Below are 21795 nucleotides of genomic sequence, written 5' to 3'. Positions count from 1 at the left end.
GGCGACGTAAGCCCGGCGCCAGCCTATCGCGAAAGAATGCCGGCTGCCAATGCTCAAAGCGTTTGACGATCTGGCGGAAACACTGGGTGAGGAAAGAATGACCTGCGGTTGATAGGTCCGGCATAAGAAAACGCCGCACTGAAGATCAGTGCGGCGCCTCCAAAGATCCCGGGGGATCATGTCATTTCTTCGACCACCATCCGGCCTTCTTCGGCTTGGCCGGGTCGACGGCGTCGACATAGACATAGGCCGAAGGATTGGACACCACGACTTCGCGCACGGCGGTGGCCACGACCTCTTCCGGTGCCGGCTCGGGGATGGGCTCGACGACAACGGGAGCCGGCGCCGGAGCCTTTTCGGCCTGGACGGGTGCGGCTTCCTGAGCGGGGGCCGGTGCCGGTTCACTGTCTGCTTCGGTCTTGATCGCCACCTGCTTGCGACCCCGGCGCTTGGGCTTCGGCTTTTCCTCGGCAACCGCCTCTGGCACGACTTCGGCGACGGCAGGGGCCTCGACGGCTTCCGCTGCCACGGCCTCGACGACTGCGGGGGGCGCTGCTGCGGGTGCCTCGGCTTCGGCAACAGCCGCCGTTTCGGCTTGGGCAACAGTCGCCGTTTCGGCCTCGGCCTCGCGACGGCCGCCGCGCCGTCCACGGCGCCTGCGCTTGCCGGCTTCGACTCCGTCATCCTCGCTCGGCGCCACAGCTTCGGCCGCGGGCGGCGGCGTCACGTCCGCCGCGACAGGGGGCTCGGCGACGACTGGCTCACCGGCAGACACGGTTTCCTCGCCCTCGTCTTCACCGTCGTTGTCATTCTCACCGGCCGCGGCGTTCTGCGCATCCGCCTCGGCGCCGACACCATTGCCCCGACGCCGACGCCGACGGCGACGCTTGCGGTTGCGGTTGCCTTCCCCGGATTCGGCTTCGCCATCCGCGACTTGCTGGCGCGGCTTGCGGCCACCCTCGGCTTCCTTTTCCTTCTCGTCTTCCTCCTCGGCCTCGCTTTCGACCTCGGCAATTTCCTCGGCCGGCGGGAAGGAGTCGACCTGAACCGTGGTCGCGACGGGACGCACTTCCAGCGGCGTCGCGATATCGCCGCGCTCGATCAGGTAGTTCTGGCTGCCCACGATGGTTTCATCGGCACTGACGGTGATCAAAACGCCGAACCGGGCTTCCAGCGCGTAGAGATGGCCGCGCTTGTGGTTGAGCACATAGAGTGCGGTGGCCGTCCGGGTGCGCAGCACCAGATTATGCGTGGCGCTCTTGAGAAGCTGATCCTCGAGCGCGCGCAGGATATGCAGCGCCACCGAGGTGACCGAGCGGACATGGCCGCTGCCGCCGCAATGGGCGCACACTTCGGTGGAGGATTCCAGCACGCCGGTGCGGATGCGCTGGCGCGACATCTCCATCAGGCCGAAATGCGAGATGCGGCCGACCTGGATGCGCGCCCGGTCATTCTTCAGGCAATCCTTAAGCTTGCGCTCGACGGCCCGGTTGTTGCGGCTCTCGTCCATGTCGATGAAGTCGATGACGATCAGGCCGGCAAGGTCGCGCAGGCGCAGCTGCCGGGAGATTTCCTCGGACGCTTCCAGATTGGTCTTGAGGGCGGTGTCCTCGATATTGTGTTCACGCGTGGCGCGGCCCGAGTTGACGTCGATCGAAACCAGCGCCTCGGTCTGGTTGATGACGATATAGCCGCCCGATTTCAGGTTGACCGAAGGCGAGAACATCGCATCGAGCTGGGCTTCCACCCCAAAGCGCTGGAACAGCGGCGCCGCCTCGCGATAGGCTTGGACGTTCTTGGCATGGCTCGGCATGAGCATGCGCATGAAGTCCTTGGCCTCGCGATAGCCATCGTCGCCGGCAACGATCACCTCGTCGATGTCCTTGTTGTAGAGGTCGCGGATCGAGCGCTTGATCAGCGAACCCTCCTCATAGACCAGGGTCGGCGCTGCCGACTTCAGGGTGAGGTCGCGGACATTCTCCCACAGGCGCAGCAGATATTCGAAGTCGCGCTTGATCTCGACCTTGGTGCGCGAGGCACCGGCTGTGCGCAGGATCACGCCCATGCCATCTGGCACGTCGAGCTCACTGGCCACGGCCTTGAGGCGCTTGCGGTCGACGGCATTGGTGATCTTGCGGGAAATGCCGCCGCCACGGGCGGTATTGGGCATCAGCACCGAGTACCGGCCCGCCAGCGACAGATAGGTGGTCAGCGCCGCACCCTTGTTGCCGCGCTCTTCCTTGACCACCTGGACCAGCAGCACCTGGCGGCGCTTGATCACTTCCTGAATCTTGTACTGCTTGCGGGTGCGCACCACGCGCTCGGGGATATCGTCGGCGACATCGCCCCCGCCGAGCGCCTCGACATGCTCCTCGTCGCTGCCGGAACCGACCTCGACGATGCCGCCTGAGCCGCCTTCCTCGTCGGAGGTTTCGGCTTCGGGCGCAGGCGTGGAAACGGTAGCATCCGCGTCGGTGGCTTCGGCCGCCTCGGCGCGCTGCGGGCCGCGGTTGCGACCACGACGACGATCACGTCCGCCGCGCCGGCCGCCTTCGCCGCCACCGCCGTTGCCGTTTTCGTCCTCGTCATCCTCGTCCCGATGCGAGCGCTGCTCCTCGGCCAGGAGCGCGAGACGGTCGGCGACCGGAATCTGGTAGTAATCGGGATGGATTTCCGAAAAGGCGAGGAAGCCATGGCGGTTGCCGCCATATTCCACGAAGGCCGCCTGAAGGGACGGTTCGACCCGGGTGACTTTGGCGAGATAGATATTGCCGCGCAGTTGCTTGCGATTGGCTGCTTCGAAGTCAAACTCCTCGACGCGATTGCCGCGGACCACCACGACCCGGGTTTCCTCCGGGTGGGCGGCGTCGATCAACATTTTGTTGGCCATTATTATTTTCTCTCTGGCAAGCGCGGCCGGGATCATGCACGGGGCTGCAGGCGACGAACGCCGATACAGCCCTGCCAAGGCGGCAGGCGCTTGCTCTGTTGGCTGGGACAAGGCTCGATGAGGGGCGAATGGTATGTCCCGAAAGCGAAAGCGGCAGTGTTCGTGCAATCCGCTCGGGGAGTGCACGCTGCTTCACTTCACGACGTCCGGGGGATGCTATTGTTTGCATCGCTCCATCACCGGGTTCGGGTCGCGGGACGAATCCCGCGACGGCGCTCTCGGTCGATGGGCGGGACAGGATATCCGACCGGCGCTCGCGCCGATCCGGATCGCTAGGCGATCCGCACGCCACCCGTGATTCTCCTTATCCTCTAAGGACACATCAGTAGCCGAATAATCTCGGCTTGGCCGGCACCGCATACGATCGTCACGCTTTCACGGCGCAACCGGTCTGCAGGGACCATTCTGATGCTCGAATTCGGCATGGTCGGAGAACCATTCGAGAGCAGAATTGTTTTATCGAGTTATTGTTCGATTTGGCAAGGATTTCCGTTGGCTGTTGCAAGAAGGACACGGACAATGTGGGAGCTGCGTTAACGTTGGGGATACCCTTTGGCGCCAGCATCATTGTTTCGCCACTTCCAAGCGGATAGTGGCGGGGCTAAATTCCGTGTGGGATTCCGCCTTGCAGCGACAGGGGGCGTGACCGAGTGTCCTGCGTGGCTTTTCGATCTGCCGGGCCTGCCTGTGCGGCAGGCCTGTTCGATGCAATTTGGAGATGATGGGCGGAATGAGGCTCGCCGCGATAGGCATGCTCGTCTTGTTGGGGGTGGGGCTGGTCCAGGGGGCTCGCGCCGCCCAGGGCCCCGTTGCCCCTCCGGCTACGGCCGAGCCAGCAGCGACGCAGCCACCCGCCGCCCAAGCACCTGCAGCTCCCACGCCGTCCGCCCTGACGGCCAGCGACGCACGGCTGGCTGGCGACGACAGGCGCACGCGTCTGATCGTCGATCTTCACGGTCCCGTGAGCGGTCTGAATTTTCGCGTCTTCGTGCTGCCCGATCCCTATCGCGTGGTGGTCGATCTGCCGCAGATCGAGTTCGGTATGCCTCCTGAGACAGGCAAGCACGGACGCGGCGTGGTCAGCGCCTATCGGTTCGGTCTGATCGCGCCCGGAAAGTCGCGTATCGTTCTGGATCTGACCGAACCGGCGGCGGTGGACAAGTCCTTCCTCCTTGATGCACTGGACGATCAACCCGCCAGGCTGGTCATCGATCTGGTCAAGACGGAGCGGGCTGCCTTCCTGCGCACGGCGGCGAGCCAGAAGAGCTCGGATATGAGTGTGCACCCGCAAACGCCGCAACCCTCGCCCCCTCTGCTGCCGGAAAACCAGCCGGGCCTGCCCGTAGTCGTGGTCGATCCCGGTCATGGTGGCATCGACATGGGGGCGACATCCAAATCGGGTGAGCAGGAAAAGACCATCGTGCTCGAATTTGCCAGGAGGCTCGCCGACAAGATCAACGGTTCCGGCCGTTATCGCGCGGTCCTGACCCGAGACAGCGACACTTTCATCACACTCGCCGGCCGCGTTCAGTTCGCCCGAGCCAACCGGGCATCGCTATTCATTTCCGTGCATGCCGATACCCTGCACGACCCCTTCGGTGTCAGGGGCGCGACGATCTACACTCTCTCGGACCGGGCATCCGACGCCGAATCGGCGCGCTATGCCGAGCAGGAGAACAAGGCCGACGCGATCGCGGGCGTTGACCTGGCCTCGGAGCCTGGCGATGTGGCCGATATTCTGATCGATCTCACGCGGCGCGAGACCAAGTCCTTCTCCAACGGATTTGCCAAGGTCCTCATCGATCAGTTTCAGGCGGCCGCCACGCTCAACAAGAATCCGCACCGCTCGGCTGGCTTCAAGGTGCTGACTGCGCCCGACATCCCCTCGGTGCTGTTGGAACTGGGCTATTTGTCGAGCCGGGACGACGTGAAACTTCTGACATCGGATGACTGGCGCAACCGCGCCGCCGATGCCGTGGTGACGGCGATCGACGGCTTTTTCCAGCAGCGCCGCGCCAATCAGCCCGCGGCATCGAGCGGCTCTGCGCCCGCGACGCCTTGAAGCGTTTTGCGATCTGCTTGGCAGCGTTCAAAAGGCCTTCCTATAGGGCCCGTGCACAGGCATGTTGCCGGAGAGCCGCAGTTTCTCCACAAAAGCCCTGCAAAAGCATGCAGGTGCGGACGCCGCCCTTGGGTTCGGCTGGCCCGGCATGTTAGACGTCAGTGGAATGTGCCGGGGCTGCCGGTGTGAAAACGAACGGCTTCGGCCCAAACCCGGCAATGGCAGGGCAGGGAAGATAGTGCCGATGAAAGCGTTGTGATGAGACTTTTCGTTCGGTTCCTTGGATTTTTGTTCACAACGGCATCGATGTTGTTCCTTGTCGGGGGATCGTTCGTGGCCCTCTATGTCTGGGCCAACACACGCGACCTGCCCGATACTGCAGCGCTCAAGGATTACGAACCGCCGGTGATGACCCGGGTGCATGCGGGTGATGGTGCGCTCCTGGCCGAATATGCGCGCCAGCGCCGCCTTTATCTGCCGATCGAAGTGATGCCGCCGCTTCTGACCCACGCCTTCATGTCGGCGGAGGACAATGATTTCTACAATCATGTCGGCATCGATCCCAAGGGCGTGCTGCGCGCGATGATCGCGAACGTCACGCATAAGGGCCGCCGCCAGCAGGGTGCATCCACCATCACGCAACAGGTTGCCAAGAATTTCTTCCTCGCACCCGACCAGAACATCGTGCGCAAGATCAAGGAAGCCATCCTGGCCCTGCGGATGGAGCAGACCTATTCGAAGGACAAGATCCTCGAGCTTTATTTGAACGAAATCTACCTGGGCATGGGCAATTACGGCGTGGCCGCCGCCGCCCTCAATTATTTCGGCAAATCAGTCGACGAACTCGGCATCGCCCAGGTCGCCTATCTCGCCGCTCTTCCGAAGGGGCCGAACAACTACAATCCGATCCGCAACCACGACGCGGCCGTCGGTCGACGCAATTGGGTGATCGACCAGATGGTTTCCAATGGCTACATCTCCAAGGAAGAGGGACGCAAGGCGCAGGCCGAGCCTCTTGCGGTGACGCCGCGTTCCTTCGAAGGCGCCCAGAGCTACGCGGCCAATTATTTCACCGAGGAGGTCCGGCGCGAAATCGCCGAGCGCTATGGTGAGGACAAGCTCTATGAAGGCGGCTTGTCCGTGCGCACTACGCTCGATCCGAAGCTCCAGCGCCTGGCTCGTGATGCCATGGTGGCGGGGCTGGTGCGCTTCGACGAGCGTGGCGGCTTCCGCGGCCCGGTCAAGAATGTCGACCTCGGCGAGGATTGGGGCGTGACGCTGGGGGCGGAGAAGCGTCTAAGCGATATCAAGCCCTGGCAACTCGCCATCGTTCTGGATGCCGGCGACAACTCGGCCCGTATCGGCCTGCAGCCGCCACTGGACCGGTTCGGCTCGATTTCCGCCGACCGACCGACCGGCTCGATCAATTTGGACGGCGTGAAGTGGGCACGTCAGCGCGGCCGGGCCGCCAACAAGGTGAGCCAGGTCCTGAAGGTGGGCGACATCGTCTATGTCGAACCCAAGACCGATGGCACCTATCGCTTGCGGCAGATCCCGGAAATCTCCGGCGCCATGGTGGTAATGGACCCCTATACCGGCCGCGTGCTCGCGATGGTCGGCGGCTTCTCCTTCGATCAGAGCGAGTTCAATCGCGCCACCCAGGCGCAGCGCCAGCCCGGTTCTTCCTTCAAGCCCTTCGTCTATGCCACCGCCATCGACAATGGCTACACGCCGGCCTCGGTGGTCATGGACGCGCCGATCGAGATCAACCAGGGCAATGGCGAGACCTGGCGCCCCTCCAATTACAGCAACAGGTTCTACGGCCCCCAGACGCTGCGCTTCGGCATCGAATATTCGCGAAACGTCATGACGGTGCGTCTCGCCCAGGACGTGGGCATGCCACTGATCGCTGAATATGCGCGACGCTTCGGCGTCTATGACGATCTTCCGCCTTACCTGTCTGGCGCGCTTGGGGCTGGCAACACCACGGTGATGCGCATGGTCGCCGGCTATGGCATGCTCGAAAATGGCGGGCGCCTGATCAAGCCGACCCTGATCGACCGCATCCAGGACCGCTGGGGCAAGACCATCTACAGGCATGACGAGCGCATCTGCCAGGGCTGCAATGCCGATGCCTGGAGCAACCAGGACGAACCGCATCTGCTCGATCCGCGCGAACAGGTGCTCGATCCGATGACGGCCTATCAGGTCACTTCCATGCTGGAAGGCGTTATTCAGCACGGCACGGCCCAGTCGCTGCGTTCGCTCAATCGCCCGATCGCCGGCAAGACAGGCACCACCAACGATGAGAAGGATGCCTGGTTTATGGGCTATTCGCCCGATTTGGTCTGCGGTCTTTATGTCGGCTACGACACACCGCGCCATATCGGCAATGGTGTCACCGGCGGCAGTCTCTCCGGGCCGATCTTCGGCTCCTTCATGAAGGCCGCCCTGGCGGACAAGGCGCCGGTGCCCTTCCGCGTGCCGCCCGGCATCAAGCTGATCCGCATCGACCGCAAGACCGGCATGCGCTCCGATGGCGGCGGTGCCATTCTGGAAGCCTTCAAACCCGGCACGGCGCCGCCCGACAACTACACCGTCATCGGCTCCGGCGGTGGCTCGGAGGGCGGTGGTGGCGGGCCCGTCTCGATGGGGACGGGCGATCTCTACTGATTGTCCTTTCCCTCACCCGGTAGCTTGCCTATATGAAGCCCGACTAGAGCGTTTTGCGATTTGACGGAATCATCTAGAATCACAAAGACGCTCTAGCCAATCCGTTGGATTGGCTTGGAAACAAAGAATTAGAGCAAATAAGCGTTCACACTTGAACGCGCTTTACTCTAGCAATCCCGAACGAGCGATTCATTCATGCGCGCTGAAATCCTGTCCTTGGCGGACGAAATCAAGCAGTCTGCTGGACTGCTGAGGAGGCATCTTTGACTGGGATACCTCCTACGCCCGCCTGCAAGAACTGAACCACCTCTCCGAACAACCTGACTTCTGGAACGACGCCGAGAAGGCACAGAAGCTGATGCGTGAGCGCACCGATCTCGATGATCGGCTGTCTGCTCTCGTGCGCATCGAGAAGGATCTGGATGAGACGCTCGAGCTCGCCGAGCTCGGCGAGGCCGATGGCGACGAGTCGATCGTCGACGAGGCGGAGATCGCCCTGACCGCGCTCAAGAAAGAGGTCGTCGAACGGCAATTCGAGGCTTTGTTCTCCGGTGAAGCCGACAACAACGATACCTATATCGAAATCAACTCCGGAGCCGGCGGCACCGAGAGCCAGGACTGGGCCAATATGCTCCTGCGCATGTATACGCGCTGGGGCGAGCGGCACCGTTTCAAGGTCGAGTTGATGGACTTCACGGACGGGGAAACCGCCGGTATCAAATCGGCCACCATCCTGGTGAAGGGCACCAAGGCTTATGGCTGGGCCAAGGTGGAGTCGGGCGTGCATCGCCTCGTGCGCATTTCGCCCTATGATTCCAACGCACGCCGGCACACGTCTTTCGCCAGCGTCTGGGTCTATCCGGTGATCGACGACTCGATCAACATCGAGATCAACGAGTCCGATTGCCGCATCGATACCTATCGCGCCTCCGGCGCCGGTGGTCAGCACGTCAACCGGACGGATTCGGCTGTACGCATCACCCACAATCCCTCGGGCATCGTGGTGGCCTGCCAGCAGGATCGTTCGCAGCACAAGAACCGTGCGACGGCCTGGGCCATGCTGAAGGCGCGCCTCTACGAGGCGGAGCTCAAGAAGCGCGAGGAAGCGGCAATGGCGACCCATGCCGGCAAGACCGACATCGGCTGGGGCCACCAGATCCGTTCCTATGTCCTGCAGCCCTATCAGATGGTGAAGGACACCCGCACGGGCTACACTTCGGGTACGCCCGGCGACGTGCTGGACGGCGACCTCGACGATTTCATGAAGTCCGCCCTGGCCCAGCGCGTCTATGGCGGCGGGCCCGACGCGGTCGAAGACATCGACTAGTGAGAAGCCGGAGCTGCGCTCCGGCTTTTTCTTTTGAATAGAGCACGTTAGAGATGAGTTCCGATCCGATCTATCAGCGCTACTCCTTTGCCCACGGCCTGATCAAGGAGGCCGGTGCCCTGGCGCTCGGCTATTTCAACGAGCTAGGCAGCCTGACGGTGAAGAGCAAGGGATTGCAGGACGTGGTCAGCGAGGCCGACCTGCAGACCGAGCTGCTGATCAAGAAGCGTATCGCCGAATCCTATCCGGACGATGGCTTCTTCGGCGAGGAAACCGGGCCGAGCGGCATTGGGGACAGGCGCGGCATCTGGGTCGTCGATCCTATCGACGGCACCCAGCCTTTCCTGAGCGGCTTGTCTTCCTGGTGCGTGTCGATCGCATTCGTCTATGATGGCGCATTGCAGTTCGGGCTCGTCTACGCGCCCAAGGACGATGAACTGTTCGCCGGCGGGCTGATCGCGTCGGCCACGCTCAATGGCCGGCCGATCGCTCCTCACAAGGGTAGTGCTCTCAGCGAAGGCGTGGTCAGCGTCGGCTACAACAACCGCATCAAGCCGAGCGAAGTTCTGGCCGTGCTGGCGCGGTTGCTCGAAGCGGGCGGCATGTATCAGCGCAACGGTTCGGGCGCGCTGTGCCTGTGTTATGTCGCCTGCGGCCGCCTGCTCGGCTATGTCGAATCCCACATCAACTCCTGGGATTGCCTCGGCGCCATCGCCATCATCCGCGCCGGCGGCGGCCAGACCAACGATTTCCTTGCCGGTGACGGCCTGGTGCAGGGCAACGCCATCATCGCGGGAGGGCCGGCGATCTATCCGGCGCTCGTGGAAGTGCTCGGCTGAAGCGAGATTCAGGCCGGCTCTCATCCCGGCCTGGGGAATATGTCATCCCAGCACCATGGCGGTGAAGGGATAGACATAGGCTTGCAGGGTCACGAACAGGCCGACGAGGCAGGCCAGAATGATCGAGTGCAGGAAGACGTAGCGCAGGATCGTGCCTTCATGCCCATACCAATTGGTCGCGGTAGAGGCCACGACGATCGATTGTGCATCGATCATCTTGCCCATCACGCCGCCGGAGGAATTGGCGGCTGCCATCAGCACCGGTGACAGGCCCAATTGCTGCGAGGTGATCTTCTGCAGGTTGCCGAACAGCACGTTGGAGGAGGTGTCCGAGCCGGTCAGTGCGACACCGAGCCAGCCGAGCAACGTTCCAAAGAAGGGATAGAACACGCCCGTCGCCGCAAAGGCGAGACCAAGGGTGGCGTCGACGCCGGACAGGCGTGTCAGCGTGCCGATCGCGAGCATGGCCGAGATAGTGATCAGCGAGATCGCGCACACCTTGATGGTGCGGCCATATTCGACGATGAGCTTGGCGGGCGAAAAACCCATCAGCAGGCCGGACACGAGGGCTGCCAGGAGCATGCCCGTGCCCGTGAAGGACAGATAGGTGAAGGAGAAGATCGCGCTTTCCGGCGTGGGTTTGGGGACGACGGGCGCCACCCTGCTGATCTGATTGTGAAGGTCAGGCACCTGGTAGTTCCAGGAGAAGATGGCGTTGGCCCAGGTCTTGAAGGCCCCGGTGCCCCAGATCAGCATGAAGATGCAAACCAGGATCCAGGGAAGCAGGGCACCCCAGAGCTGCTTCTGGGTCAAGGCGGCGCGATCGGCCTCCGTGCGAGGCCTTGCCAGATTTGCCGAGGGGTCGTTGCTGCGCAGGGCCGGCGAGAGCCAGAGCTCTTTCGGCTGCCAGACCTTGAGGAAGAGGATCAGGCAGCCCATCGAAATCAGCGAGGCGCCGATGTCGACGATCCAGGGATTGATGTAGTTGGAGATCAGGAATTGCGGCACGGCGAAAGAGATGCCGGTGACCAGGATCGCCGGCCATACGCCGATCATGCCGCGCCACCCGGCGAAGGCTCCGATGACCCAGAAGGGCACGATCAGGGAGAACAGGGGCAATTGCCTGCCGACCATGGCGCCCAGCATATAGGGATCGAGCCCGGTCACCGATGCCAGTCCCTGAATCGGCGTGCCCAAGGCGCCGTAGGCGACCGGTGCGGTGTTGGCGATCAATGACAGGCCGGAAGCCGCCAGAGGCGAGAAGCCGAGGCCGATCAGGATCGCGCCGGTGATGGCAACGGGCGTGCCGAAGCCGGATGCCCCTTCGAAAAAGGCACCGAAGGAGAAGGCGATCAGCAGCAATTGCAGGCGGCGGTCTTCGGTGACACCACCGATGGCCCGCTGCAGGAGTTCGAACCGGCCGCTTTCGACGGTGATGCGGTAGAGGTAGATCACGTTGAGAACGATCCACCCGATCGGGAAGAACCCGGTGACGACGCCGAGCAGGGAGGCACGGATCGACAGGCCCGCGGGCATGGTAAAGATGAAGACCGTGATGAGATTTGCGGCGATGAGGGCGACCACCGCCGCGATATGGGCTTTGACCTTGCCGCTGGCGATCAGAACTAGCAAGGTTACCGCGGGGATGGCGGCCGCTATGGTGGAAAGTACTTCGTTGCCGAGGGGGTTGTAAGTCTGATTCCACATGTCAGGGCTTCCCGATTACGACTTGTATCGTTGGGGTATGCCATGTGGAACGTCGGACGATTTGACCGTAAAATCAAGACAGGTATTCAGATGCGGCCCTGCTACATGCGCGGGGCCGCATGATCCGTCTCGGTTCGCCTTAAGACTTCACACGCACATAGCTGCCGGGGGCATCGCCGAGTGGCTTGCGACGTCCGCCAGGCTTGCGCTTGTCGGCGGGGACTTCCTCGGGCGCCTGCTTCTTCAGCCAGGTCAGCCAGTCCGGCCACCAGGAGCCGGGGTGTTCGGTGGCTCCCTCCAGCCAGTCCTCATAGCTGCCCGTGGTGGGGCCGCCCAGCCAGTATTGGTACTTCTTGCGGGCCGGCGGGTTCACCACGCCGGCGATGTGGCCAGAGCCGGACAGGACATAGCGCACCGGCCCGCCAAAGGCCTGCGCTCCGATGAACACGGAATTGGGCGGGGCGATGTGGTCTTCGCGCGTGGCCAGTTCGTAGATCGGGATCTTGACCTTCTTGAGGTCGAGGGTCTCGTCACCCACCGTCATGCGCCCGCGCGTGAGGTTGTTCTCCAGATAGCAATTACGCAGATAGAAGGAGTGGTTCTTTTCGGGCATGCGGGTGGCATCCGCATTCCAGTAGAGCAAGTCGAACGGGGTAGGTTGCTTGCCGCGCATGTAATTGTTGACGAGATAAGGCCAGATCAATTCCTGGCTGCGCAGCATGTTGAAAGCGGCCGCCATCTTGGAACCGGGAAAATAGCCGTGCTCGGCCATGGTTTTCTCGATCCATTGGATATGGTCCTCATCGGCGAAGACCTTGAGATCTCCAGCCTTGTCAAAATCGACCTGCGTAGCGAACAAGGTGGCGGATGCGATGCGTGTGTCGCCCTTGGCGGCCAGCCAGGCCAGCGTCACCGACAGCAAGGTGCCGCCGACGCAGTAGCCGATGGCGGAAACTTCCTTCTCACCAGTGATCTTGCCGATCTCGTCGAGGGCGGTGACCGGACCTTCCTTCATATATTCGAGGAAGCCCTTGTTGCGCTGCTTTTCGTCCGGGTTCACCCAGGAGATCACGAAGACGGTCAGGCCCTGGTCGACGCACCATTTGATGAAGCTCTTTTCGGGCGTCAGGTCGAGGACGTAGAATTTGTTGATCCAGGGCGGACAGATCAGGATGGGTCGCTTCAACACGTCGGCCGTGGTCGGCGTATATTGCAGCAACTCCATGGTGGCATTGCGGAACACCACCTTGCCCGGTGTGGTGGCGAGATTGACGCCCACCTCGAATTTCGAGGTGTCGGATTGACGGATCTTCAGCTCGCCCTCGCCGGCGTCGATATCCTCCTTCAACATCTCCAGGCCGCGCACCAGGTTTTCGCCGTTCTCGGCCAGCGTGTCGCGGATGAGCGCAGGATTGGTGGCGATGAAATTGCTCGGCGAGATCGCGGCCGAGACCTGCCGGACATAGAAATCGGCCTTGTGGCGCATGCGAGGCTCGAGCCCGTCGGCCTCGTGCACCAATTTTTCCGCCCAGCGGCTGGTGATCAGATAGGCCTGCTTGAGCAGGTCGAAATATTGGTTCTGGCTCCATTCGGGATCGCGAAAGCGTGCATCTTTCGGGTCAGGCTCCGCCACAGGCTTGGCTTCCTCGCCGGCCATGCGCTGCAACGAGGAGGTCCAGAGGGACATGAAGCCGCTGGCAAGGCTGGTCTGGGCCTGCATCGCGCGCTGCGGATCGGACAGCCAATATTGGGCGAGATGGCCGATGGAATTGACGGCGTCGGTGACTTCCTCGGTGATGTCGCTCTTGACCCTGCCATCCTCCCGCGGGCGCAGATAGGCCGCCAGAGCCTTGCCGCCTTCTTCCACGGCTCGGCCCATATTGCGGGCGAGCACCTCGATATCGACCGGTCCGAAAGCTGCCACGGTTTCGGCTGAGGGGGGCGGATTGGCGGTTTTGTCGTTCTTCATCGCGTCCCTTCTTGGCTTCTCACGGCCCTTCATTAGAACATGTTTTTCCTTCCTGTGAATGCTTCTTCGCATGGCTTTGTGAACCATGACGTTGATTTCATCGATTTTCCCTGTTTGCCGATCGGCCGGCGCTCTATAAGAGGGGGAGAAATTGCGAGAACGTCATGCGGATCCATTCCTTCCTCGTCGTCGCCGTCTTGGCCGGCATCGGGCTTGCAAGCTGTGCCGGGGGCTCTGGCCAGACCAGCAAGCGCTTCGGGCTGACCTCGGGTCCGTTGCCGACGCCCCAGCCTTTCGTCACTCAGTCCCGCGTGAGCCAACCCAACGCCTATCCCAGGATCGGCGCGCTGCCGCCGCCCCGCGGCGACCAGATCCTGTCCATGAGCGAGCGCAAGGCACTGGAAGCCAGCCTGCTGGCGACACCGGGGCGGCAGCCCAGTCCTGAGGAACTCAAGGCGCGTTCACAGGCCAACCGCAAGGTAGCCTCAAAGCGTGTTCCCCCGTCGCAGCGCAAGCATGTCGGCTTCTTCCCACCGCAATGATCGATATCGTGCTGCCGTAGATCGATTTTCACGATTGGCGCAGATTTTTGGCATTTCTTTTGCCATCATTCATCGAAATGATTTAGAGGTTCGCTCCCCGTAACCCTGAATGCGCCGTCGCGCGAAAGCATCGTCATGTCCGACTTTTACTCAACCCGCCGTTTGCCGCCCTATGTCTTCGAGCAGGTCAACCGGGTAAAGGCGGCAGCACGCGGGCAGGGGGCAGATATCATCGACCTGGGCATGGGCAACCCCGATCTGCCGACGCCGAAATTCATCACTGACAAGCTGATCGAAACGGCCCAGAAGCCGCGCACCAATCGCTATTCGGCCTCCAAGGGCATTCCGGGCCTGCGCAAGGCCCAGGCCAATTACTATGCCCGCCGCTTCGGCGTGAAGCTCAATCCCGATACCCAGGTCGTCGCCACGCTGGGGTCCAAGGAAGGCTTCGCCAATATGGCGACCGCCATCACCGCGCCCGGCGACGTGGTGCTGTGCCCCAATCCGTCCTACCCGATCCACGCTTTCGGCTTCCTGATGGCGGGTGGCGTCATCCGCTCGGTTCCGGCCGAGCCGAACGAGGATTTCTTCCGCTCGGCCGAGCGAGCGGTGAAGCACTCGATCCCCAAGCCGATCGCGGTGATCGTCTCCTATCCCGCCAATCCCACGGCCTGCGTCGCCAGCCTCGATTTCTATCGGGACCTGATCGCCTTCGCCAAGACGCATGAATTGTTCGTGCTCTCGGATCTTGCCTATTCGGAAATCTATTTCGGCTCGGAGCCGACACCCTCCGTGCTGCAGATCCCGGGCGCGATGGATGTTGCGGTCGAATTCACCACCCTGTCCAAGACTTTCTCGATGGCGGGATGGCGCATGGGCTTTGCCGTCGGCAATGAGCGGCTCTGCGCCGCGCTCGCCCGCGTGAAATCCTATCTCGACTACGGCGCCTATACGCCGATCCAGGTCGCGGCGGCCGCGGCGCTGAACGGTCCGGAAGATTGCATCGCCGAGATGCGCGAGACCTATCGCAAGCGTCGCGATGCCCTGGTCGAAAGCTTCGCCCGCGCCGGCTGGGAAGTGCCGATCCCGCCGGCTTCGATGTTTGCCTGGGCGCCGATTCCGCCCAAGTTCAAGGAATTGGGCTCGGTCGAGTTCTCCAAGCTCCTGATCGAGAAGGCGTCTGTTGCGGTCGCGCCCGGTATCGGCTTCGGCGAGCATGGTGACGATTTCGTGCGCATCGCCTTCGTGGAGAACGAGCAGCGCATCCGCCAGGCGGCGCGCAATATCCGTAAGTTCATGGATGGCGCCGACCAGACCCTGCACAATGTGCTGCCTCTGACGAAATCAGCGTGATGCGGTGTGCCGGTCCTGCTCCACATCGACGGAGCTGAGAGGACCGGCACACCGAAATTTCCTCTCACGACGAAAAATGCATGGCTGACAGGCAGTAAAAAGACGGCTGCCCGTCTTTCCCTTGTCGATTTCAAATGGTAAACGATCGCGCCAACCCAGCTCCGGCGGAACGAATTCCTGCCCCCCGAAGCCGGATCAATTCTGCTTTTCCTGATTGAGAGTTGGCAATGACACGCATCGTTGATTTATCGCTTTTTCCTGAAGCGCTTACCTTTGACGACGTGCTGCTGACACCCGGACATTCCGAAGTGTTGCCGGCTCAGGCCGACATCCGTTCGCGCGTCACCCGTTCCATCTCGGTCAATCTGCCGTTGCTGGCTTCGGCCATGGACACGGTAACCGAGGCGAACATGGCGATCGCCATGGCGCAGAATGGCGGCATCGGCGTGATCCACCGCAACCTTACCCCCGAAGAGCAGGCCGAGCAGGTCCGCCAGGTCAAGCGTTTCGAGAGCGGTATGGTGGTGAACCCGATCACCATCCCGCCGGAAGCGACGCTGGCCGATGCGCTGGCCCTGATGAAGCGCCATCGCATCTCCGGCATCCCGATTGTCACCGGCGCAGCGCCGGGCGTACCCGGCATCCTGGTCGGTATCCTCACCAATCGCGACGTGCGTTTTGCCGACAAGCTCGACCAGCCCGTGGCCGAACTGATGACCAAGGAACGCCTGATCACGGTGAAGACCGGCGTGGAGCAGGAAGAGGCCAAGCGCTTGCTGCATCAGTTCCGCATCGAGAAACTGGTGGTGGTCGACGAGGATTATCGCTGCGTCGGCCTGATGACCGTCAAGGACATCGAGAAGGCGACGCTGCATCCCAACGCCTGCAAGGACGGTGAGGGACGCCTGCGCGTTGCCGCCGCCTCCACCGTCGGCGATGGCGGCCATGCCCGCTCCGAAATGCTGATCGATGCCGGCGTCGACATGATCGTGGTCGATACCGCCCATGGCCATTCGCAGAAGGTGCTCGACGCGGTCGCGCGCATCAAGCGCCAGTCCAATTCGGTGCAGGTGGTTGCCGGTAATGTCGCCACCGGCGAGGCGACCCGCGCCCTGATCGGTGCGGGGGCCGATTCCATCAAGGTCGGCATCGGTCCGGGCTCGATCTGCACCACCCGCATCGTGGCGGGCGTCGGCGTGCCGCAGCTCACCGCCATCATCGACTCGGCCAATGCGGCGCGCGAGCATGACGTACCGGTGATCGCCGACGGCGGCATCAAGACCTCCGGCGATTTCGCCAAGGCGATCGCGGCCGGCGCTTCGGTCGCAATGGTCGGCTCGATGCTGGCCGGTACCGACGAGACGCCCGGCGAGGTCTATCTCTATCAGGGCCGCTCCTACAAATCCTATCGCGGCATGGGCTCGATCGGTGCCATGTCCGCCGGCTCGGCCGACCGCTATTTCCAGGCCGACATCAAGGATTCGATGAAGCTCGTGCCGGAAGGAATCGAAGGCCAGGTTGCTTACAAGGGTCCGGTCTCAGCCGTGCTGCACCAGCTCGCCGGGGGCTTGCGCGCCTCGATGGGATATGTCGGCGCCGAGACGATCGCCGATTTCCAGGAGCGCGCGCGCTTCGTACGCATCTCGAATGCCGGCCTGCGCGAAAGCCATGTGCATGACGTGACCATCACCCGCGAGAGCCCGAACTATCCCGGCCGCAACTGATGTCGATTGCAGCCGTTCTCACGCCCGTCTTCCTGCAGGTCCTGCTGACATTCGCATTGTTGTTTCGCCTCGGCATGGTTCGGGCTGCGGCCTTGCGTCAAGGAGGTATCGACCTTGATGATGTGCGGCTCAACGGGCGCGCTTGGCCCAAGCTGCCACTGCAGGTGAGCAGCAGCTTCGACAATCAGTTCCAGATCCCGGTATTGTTCTATGCGATCACCGCCCTGGAATTGATCACGCATGCCACGGATATCTTCTTCGTCGTGCTTGCCTGGATCTTCGTGGTTTCGCGCTATGTGCATGCGGGCATTCACATCACGTCCAATCGCGTAAAGTTTCGTTTCCGGGCTTATTCCGTCGGTGTGGCGGCGCTGATCCTTGCCTGGTTGCTTTTTGCCTTCAAAGTTTACACAGGCGCCTGATCGATGATCCCTGCTGCCCGCATTTCCGCCGCCTTCGAAATTCTCGCCGATATCGAGGCCCGCCGCCGTCCTGCTGCCGATGTGCTCAAGGACTGGGGGCTCTCGCATCGCTTCGCCGGTTCCGGCGACCGTGCCGCGCTGGCGGGACTGGTCTATGACACCTTGCGCCGCCGCGCCTCGGCGCGCTGGCTGATGGACAGCGAGACACCACGCGCCTCGCTGATCGGCATGCTGGTTTTGCAGCGCGGAGAGACGATCGAAACGCTCGACGCGCTGTTCACCGGCGAGCGCTTCGCGCCAGAGCCGTTGACAGATGACGAGCGCAAGGCGCTGGCCGGACGCAAGCTGGCCGATGCCGAGCCGGACATCCAGGCGGACGTGCCACGCTGGCTCTGGCCTTCCTTCGAGGCGGCTTTCGGGGAGGATGCGATCGCGGAGGGGCGGGCCCTGGCCGAACGCGCGCCGGTGGATCTGCGCGTCAACACGCTGAAGACTTCGCGGGACAAGCTGCTCGCCGAACTGGAGCCTCTTGGCGCCAGCGCCACGCCGCTATCACGCTGGGGCGTGCGCGTGCCGCTCGGCGCCGACGGCCGCAGCCCGGCTGTCCAGGCCGAGGAGAGCTTCCAGAAGGGCTGGTTCGAGATCCAGGACGAGGGCTCGCAATTGGCCGGCCTCGTCGCGGCGGCGAAACCCGGCGAGCAGGTGCTCGACCTGTGTGCCGGCGGCGGCGGCAAGACGCTGGAATTCGCGGCCGCGATGGAGAACAAGGGCCAGGTCTTCGCCACCGACAGCGACAAGCGCCGCCTGGCGCCGATACATGACCGGCTCGCCAGGGCGGGTGTGCGCAACGTTCAGGTCCGTACGCCAAGAGGACGTGTATCTGGTGGCGCCTTGGCGATCGACGATCTCGACGGCCGCATGGATCTGGTGCTGGTGGACGCGCCCTGCTCGGGAAGCGGCACCTGGCGCCGCAGCCCCGACACCAAATGGCGCATGCGCCCCTCCAGCCTGGCCGATCGCCAGAAAGACCAGGCCGCCGTGCTCAGGGCCGGTGCCCGCGCGGTGAAGCCGGGCGGGCGGCTGGTCTTCGTCACCTGCTCCGTGCTGCCCGAAGAGAACGATGCCTCGGTGAAGGCCTTCCTGGCCGACCATGCCGATTTCACCGCTGCCTCCTTGCCGGAACTGGCCAAGGGCGCGGGGCTCTCGGCTTTCGCGCGTTTCAGCTCGTCGGGCGGCACCGGCTTGCAGCTTTCGCCCCATCGTTCCGGCACGGATGGTTTTTTTATCGCCCTGCTGCACAGGAAGTAGATGGTGTGCCGGTCTTCAGACCGGCATGGAACTGCGGTGCTTGCCTGAGTTATATTGCCGGTGTGAAGACCGGCACACCAATTCACGCTCATCGCCGCGAATTGGCGCCAGCGCAAGATCTTATGCAAAATCTTGCTGAATACTATGCGACGTTGCAAGATTTTGGCCTTCCTTCGGTTGCATCAAAAACCTAGGTCGACTACCTCCCTGCCATGACACACAACGCCATCCTCATCATCGATTTCGGTTCGCAAGTCACCCAGCTGATCGCACGCCGCGTGCGCGAAGTCGGTGTCTATTGCGAGATCCATCCCTTCCAGAGCGCCGCCGAGGCTTTCGAGAAGCTGAAGCCGAAGGGCGTGATCTTTTCCGGCGGCCCGGCCTCGGTGACGACGGCGGGCAGCCCCCGCGCACCGCAGGCTGTGTTCGACGCCGGCGTGCCGATCCTGGCGATCTGCTATGGCCAGCAGACTTTGGCAACCCAACTCGGGGGCAAGGTCGAGGGTGGGCACGCCGCCGAGTTCGGCCGCGCCGATGTCGAGATCCTCGAGGCGAGCCCACTGTTCGAAGGCTTCTGGGAGCCGGGCAAGCGCTATCCGGTGTGGATGAGCCATGGCGACCGGGTTACCCAGTTGCCCGCCGGTTTCAGGGTGGTCGGCACCTCTGAGAACGCCCCCTTCGCCATCGCGGTGAACGAGGAGCGGCGTTACTACACCACCATGTTCCATCCCGAAGTGGTGCATACGCCCGATGGCGGCAATCTCCTGAAGAACTTCGTGCAGAAGATCGTCGGTATCGAGTCGGATTGGACCATGGCGGCCTATCGCGCCGAGATGATCGAGAAGATCCGCAAGCAGGTCGGCAAGGGCAGGGTGCTCTGCGGCCTGTCGGGTGGGGTCAATTCCTCAGTTGCGGCTGTGCTCATCCATGAGGCGATCGGTGACCAGCTTACCTGCGTCTTCGTCGACCACGGCCTGCTGCGGGCCGGGGAAGCCGATCAGGTCGTCGGCCTCTTCCGCGAGCACTACAACATCCCCCTGGTGCATGTGGACGCGTCCGAGCGCTTCCTCGGCGAGCTTGCCGGCGTCACCGATCCGGAAGTGAAGCGCAAGACCATCGGCCGTCTCTTCATCGAGGTCTTCGAGGAGGAGGCGCGCACGATCGGTGGCGCCGAATTCCTGGCCCAGGGCACACTCTATCCCGACGTAATCGAAAGCGTCTCCTTCTCCGGCGGCCCCTCGGTGACGATCAAGTCGCACCACAATGTCGGCGGTCTGCCCGAGCGCATGAACATGAAGCTGGTGGAGCCGCTGCGCGAACTCTTCAAGGACGAGGTGAGGGCGCTCGGCCGTGAACTCGGCCTCACGGAAGCCTTCGTCGCCCGCCATCCCTTCCCGGGCCCGGGCCTGGCCATCCGCATCCCCGGCGAAATTACGCGGGAAAAGCTCGACACGCTGCGTGCGGCCGATGCCATCTATCTCGACGAGATCCGCAAGGCCGGCCTCTACGATAAGATCTGGCAGGCCTTCGCCGTGCTGCTGCCGGTGCGCACCGTGGGCGTGATGGGCGACGGGCGCACCTATGACAGCGTCTGCGGCCTGCGCGCCGTGACCTCGGTCGACGGCATGACCGCCGATTTCTTCCCCTTCGACATGAACTTCCTCGGCCGGGCCGCGACCCGCATCATCAACGAGGTGAAGGGCATCAACCGCGTGGTCTACGACGTGACGAGCAAGCCCCCCGGCACGATCGAGTGGGAGTGATAGGTAGTAGAAACGGCGGTGTTCGGCGGTAAACGGCGGTTTCGAAATCGCTCTGCTGCTGATAGAAGGCGAAAGAAAACAGGCGATCCGGACAGTCGCCCCGGGGCATGGTTCCATTCGCTATCCTTGATTGGCGACTTCGCGAGCAAGGTCAATGAACGCTCTGAACGCTGCCGAGGGATTGCGTCGACTTGGGTAGTATAGGCACAGTGGCGCAAGTGGTGGCGTCCAATCTTCCAGGACGCGGACAAGACGCCCCCTTGCAACGTCGTCGCGAACGTCCGATTCCATGAAGAAGCCAATGCCGAAATCTTCCAACACGGCAATCCGCGAAAGGCTCGCCTCATCGAGCGTAATCGGGCCGTGAACGTCCATCAAGACCGGTTGCCCATCTTTCTCGAAGTGCCACCTGTAAAGCGCCCCATTGGGTAGCCGGACGCGGATACAGGAATGAGCAGCGAGGTCGGGAGGAACATCCGGTCTCCCTTTGTTCTGGAAGTAAGCAGGCGAGGCGACCACCGCATAGCGACGGGGAGGTCCCAGCGGGATTGCGATCATGTCACTGGGAACGAGATCCGCGTTCCGGATGCCGATGTCGAAGCCATCGGCGACGATATCGACAAGTCTGCCCTCCGTGACGAGATCGATATGCACCTCAGGATAGCGGCGAAGGAACTGCAGAAGCAGCGGCGACAGGATTTCGCGCGCGGCGGTTGCGTAGGCATTTATCCGCAGCGTTCCCGATGGCGTCTCCTGCTGTGATCGCGCACCTTCAATTGCGTCGTGCAGGTCTTTTAGCGCAGGACCGATCTTATCGACGAAGTTACGCCCGGCATCGGTAAGGGAGACGCTTCGCGTCGTTCGGTTGAACAAGCGGACCCCTAGCTGGCGTTCCAGCTTGCCAATGGCGTTGCTGAGCGCAGTCGTCGACATGTCAAGATCCAGCGCCGCCGCCCGGAACGAGCCCCGGCGAGCAATGACGAGAACGGAATCGAACTGGATCAAACTACGTCCGGCCATTGTCCTGCTTTTCGCAACGTCGCATCACACTTTATCCTGATTATCAACGCCAACGTCCATCTCTAAATTGGCGTCAGGGTCGAGCGCAGATTGCTAACGACCCGCCACCCGACCAAACTCACGACGGAGAAGAACA

The 21795-nt window shown here is 62.6% G+C and carries 14 protein-coding genes; 10 read left to right on the top strand and 4 right to left on the bottom strand.

Annotated features, from left to right (window positions below):
* Positions 1 to 181: 181 nt before the first annotated feature.
* On the bottom strand, positions 182 to 2890 hold the full coding sequence (locus tag ACN6KF_RS09410) for an Rne/Rng family ribonuclease (RefSeq protein WP_434956597.1): 2709 nt from the start codon (positions 2888 to 2890) through the stop codon (positions 182 to 184).
* 811 nt (positions 2891 to 3701) lie between these two features.
* Between ACN6KF_RS09410 and ACN6KF_RS09405 the strand changes: the two genes are divergently transcribed.
* From ACN6KF_RS09405 to ACN6KF_RS09390, 4 genes are all read left to right on the top strand, one after another.
* Positions 3702 to 5012: an N-acetylmuramoyl-L-alanine amidase gene (locus tag ACN6KF_RS09405; protein ID WP_434956596.1), complete on the top strand. Its 1311-nt coding sequence runs from the start codon at positions 3702 to 3704 to the stop codon at positions 5010 to 5012.
* Positions 5013 to 5270: 258 nt separating this feature from the next.
* Positions 5271 to 7685, top strand: a complete 2415-nt coding sequence (locus ACN6KF_RS09400) for a penicillin-binding protein 1A (RefSeq protein ID WP_434956595.1) — start codon at positions 5271 to 5273, stop codon at positions 7683 to 7685.
* Positions 7686 to 7880: 195 nt separating this feature from the next.
* Positions 7881 to 9012, top strand: a protein-coding gene (gene prfB, locus ACN6KF_RS09395; protein WP_434956594.1) for a peptide chain release factor 2 whose coding sequence is annotated in 2 segments (ribosomal slippage) — positions 7881 to 7949 and positions 7951 to 9012 — 1131 coding nt in all. Because the reading frame shifts where the segments join, the coding sequence is not laid out codon by codon here.
* A 53-nt stretch (positions 9013 to 9065) separates the two neighbouring features.
* Positions 9066 to 9851: an inositol monophosphatase family protein gene (locus ACN6KF_RS09390; protein WP_434956593.1), complete on the top strand. Its 786-nt coding sequence runs from the start codon at positions 9066 to 9068 to the stop codon at positions 9849 to 9851.
* A gap of 42 nt (positions 9852 to 9893) precedes the next feature.
* On the opposite strand, the gene ACN6KF_RS09385 is transcribed toward ACN6KF_RS09390, so the two are convergent.
* Entirely contained in the window at positions 9894 to 11558 is a 1665-nt protein-coding gene (locus tag ACN6KF_RS09385; protein ID WP_434956592.1) for an L-lactate permease, read from the bottom strand.
* Positions 11559 to 11697: 139 nt separating this feature from the next.
* On the bottom strand, positions 11698 to 13527 hold the full coding sequence (locus ACN6KF_RS09380; RefSeq protein ID WP_434956591.1) for a PHA/PHB synthase family protein: 1830 nt from the start codon (positions 13525 to 13527) through the stop codon (positions 11698 to 11700).
* A 164-nt stretch (positions 13528 to 13691) separates the two neighbouring features.
* On the opposite strand from ACN6KF_RS09380, the gene ACN6KF_RS09375 reads away from it, so the two are divergent.
* From ACN6KF_RS09375 to guaA, 6 genes are all read left to right on the top strand, one after another.
* On the top strand, positions 13692 to 14069 hold the full coding sequence (locus ACN6KF_RS09375; RefSeq protein ID WP_434956590.1) for a hypothetical protein: 378 nt from the start codon (positions 13692 to 13694) through the stop codon (positions 14067 to 14069).
* Between the two features lie 135 nt (positions 14070 to 14204).
* Positions 14205 to 15422, top strand: coding sequence for an LL-diaminopimelate aminotransferase (locus ACN6KF_RS09370; RefSeq protein ID WP_434956589.1), 1218 nt, complete (start codon positions 14205 to 14207; stop codon positions 15420 to 15422).
* Between the two features lie 227 nt (positions 15423 to 15649).
* Positions 15650 to 17146 (top strand): IMP dehydrogenase, encoded by a 1497-nt coding sequence (gene guaB, locus ACN6KF_RS09365; protein ID WP_434956588.1) that lies wholly within the window; start codon positions 15650 to 15652, stop codon positions 17144 to 17146.
* On the top strand, positions 17146 to 17568 hold the full coding sequence (locus tag ACN6KF_RS09360) for an MAPEG family protein (protein WP_434956587.1): 423 nt from the start codon (positions 17146 to 17148) through the stop codon (positions 17566 to 17568). Before guaB ends, ACN6KF_RS09360 begins: the two co-directional genes overlap by 1 nt.
* Before the next feature lie 3 nt (positions 17569 to 17571).
* Positions 17572 to 18876, top strand: a complete 1305-nt coding sequence (locus ACN6KF_RS09355) for an RsmB/NOP family class I SAM-dependent RNA methyltransferase (protein ID WP_434956586.1) — start codon at positions 17572 to 17574, stop codon at positions 18874 to 18876.
* 212 nt (positions 18877 to 19088) lie between these two features.
* Positions 19089 to 20639 carry a glutamine-hydrolyzing GMP synthase gene (gene guaA / locus ACN6KF_RS09350; RefSeq protein ID WP_434956585.1) on the top strand — a complete coding sequence of 517 codons (1551 nt, stop codon included), beginning with the start codon at positions 19089 to 19091 and terminating at the stop codon, positions 20637 to 20639.
* Positions 20640 to 20759: 120 nt separating this feature from the next.
* On the opposite strand, the gene ACN6KF_RS09345 is transcribed toward guaA, so the two are convergent.
* Positions 20760 to 21659, bottom strand: coding sequence for a LysR family transcriptional regulator (locus ACN6KF_RS09345; RefSeq protein ID WP_434956584.1), 900 nt, complete (start codon positions 21657 to 21659; stop codon positions 20760 to 20762).
* Positions 21660 to 21795: the final 136 nt, after the last annotated feature.

The organism is Labrys methylaminiphilus subsp. lupini (assembly GCF_051161885.1).
Lineage (GTDB): Bacteria > Pseudomonadota > Alphaproteobacteria > Rhizobiales > Labraceae > Labrys.
This window is presented reverse-complemented; position numbering and strand designations above follow the sequence as displayed.

Excerpts from the sequence above, each read along its gene's own strand:
- ACN6KF_RS09410 (WP_434956597.1), bottom strand. The coding sequence starts at position 2,890 with ATGGCCAACAAAATGTTGATCGACGCCGCCCACCCGGAGGAAACCCGG.
- ACN6KF_RS09405 (WP_434956596.1), top strand. The coding sequence starts at position 3,702 with ATGCTCGTCTTGTTGGGGGTGGGGCTGGTCCAGGGGGCTCGCGCCGCC.
- ACN6KF_RS09400 (WP_434956595.1), top strand. The coding sequence starts at position 5,271 with ATGAGACTTTTCGTTCGGTTCCTTGGATTTTTGTTCACAACGGCATCG.
- ACN6KF_RS09390 (WP_434956593.1), top strand. The coding sequence starts at position 9,066 with ATGAGTTCCGATCCGATCTATCAGCGCTACTCCTTTGCCCACGGCCTG.
- ACN6KF_RS09385 (WP_434956592.1), bottom strand. The coding sequence starts at position 11,558 with ATGTGGAATCAGACTTACAACCCCCTCGGCAACGAAGTACTTTCCACC.
- ACN6KF_RS09380 (WP_434956591.1), bottom strand. The coding sequence starts at position 13,527 with ATGAAGAACGACAAAACCGCCAATCCGCCCCCCTCAGCCGAAACCGTG.
- ACN6KF_RS09375 (WP_434956590.1), top strand. The coding sequence starts at position 13,692 with ATGCGGATCCATTCCTTCCTCGTCGTCGCCGTCTTGGCCGGCATCGGG.
- ACN6KF_RS09370 (WP_434956589.1), top strand. The coding sequence starts at position 14,205 with ATGTCCGACTTTTACTCAACCCGCCGTTTGCCGCCCTATGTCTTCGAG.
- guaB (WP_434956588.1), top strand. The coding sequence starts at position 15,650 with ATGACACGCATCGTTGATTTATCGCTTTTTCCTGAAGCGCTTACCTTT.
- ACN6KF_RS09360 (WP_434956587.1), top strand. The coding sequence starts at position 17,146 with ATGTCGATTGCAGCCGTTCTCACGCCCGTCTTCCTGCAGGTCCTGCTG.
- ACN6KF_RS09355 (WP_434956586.1), top strand. The coding sequence starts at position 17,572 with ATGATCCCTGCTGCCCGCATTTCCGCCGCCTTCGAAATTCTCGCCGAT.
- guaA (WP_434956585.1), top strand. The coding sequence starts at position 19,089 with ATGACACACAACGCCATCCTCATCATCGATTTCGGTTCGCAAGTCACC.
- ACN6KF_RS09345 (WP_434956584.1), bottom strand. The coding sequence starts at position 21,659 with ATGGCCGGACGTAGTTTGATCCAGTTCGATTCCGTTCTCGTCATTGCT.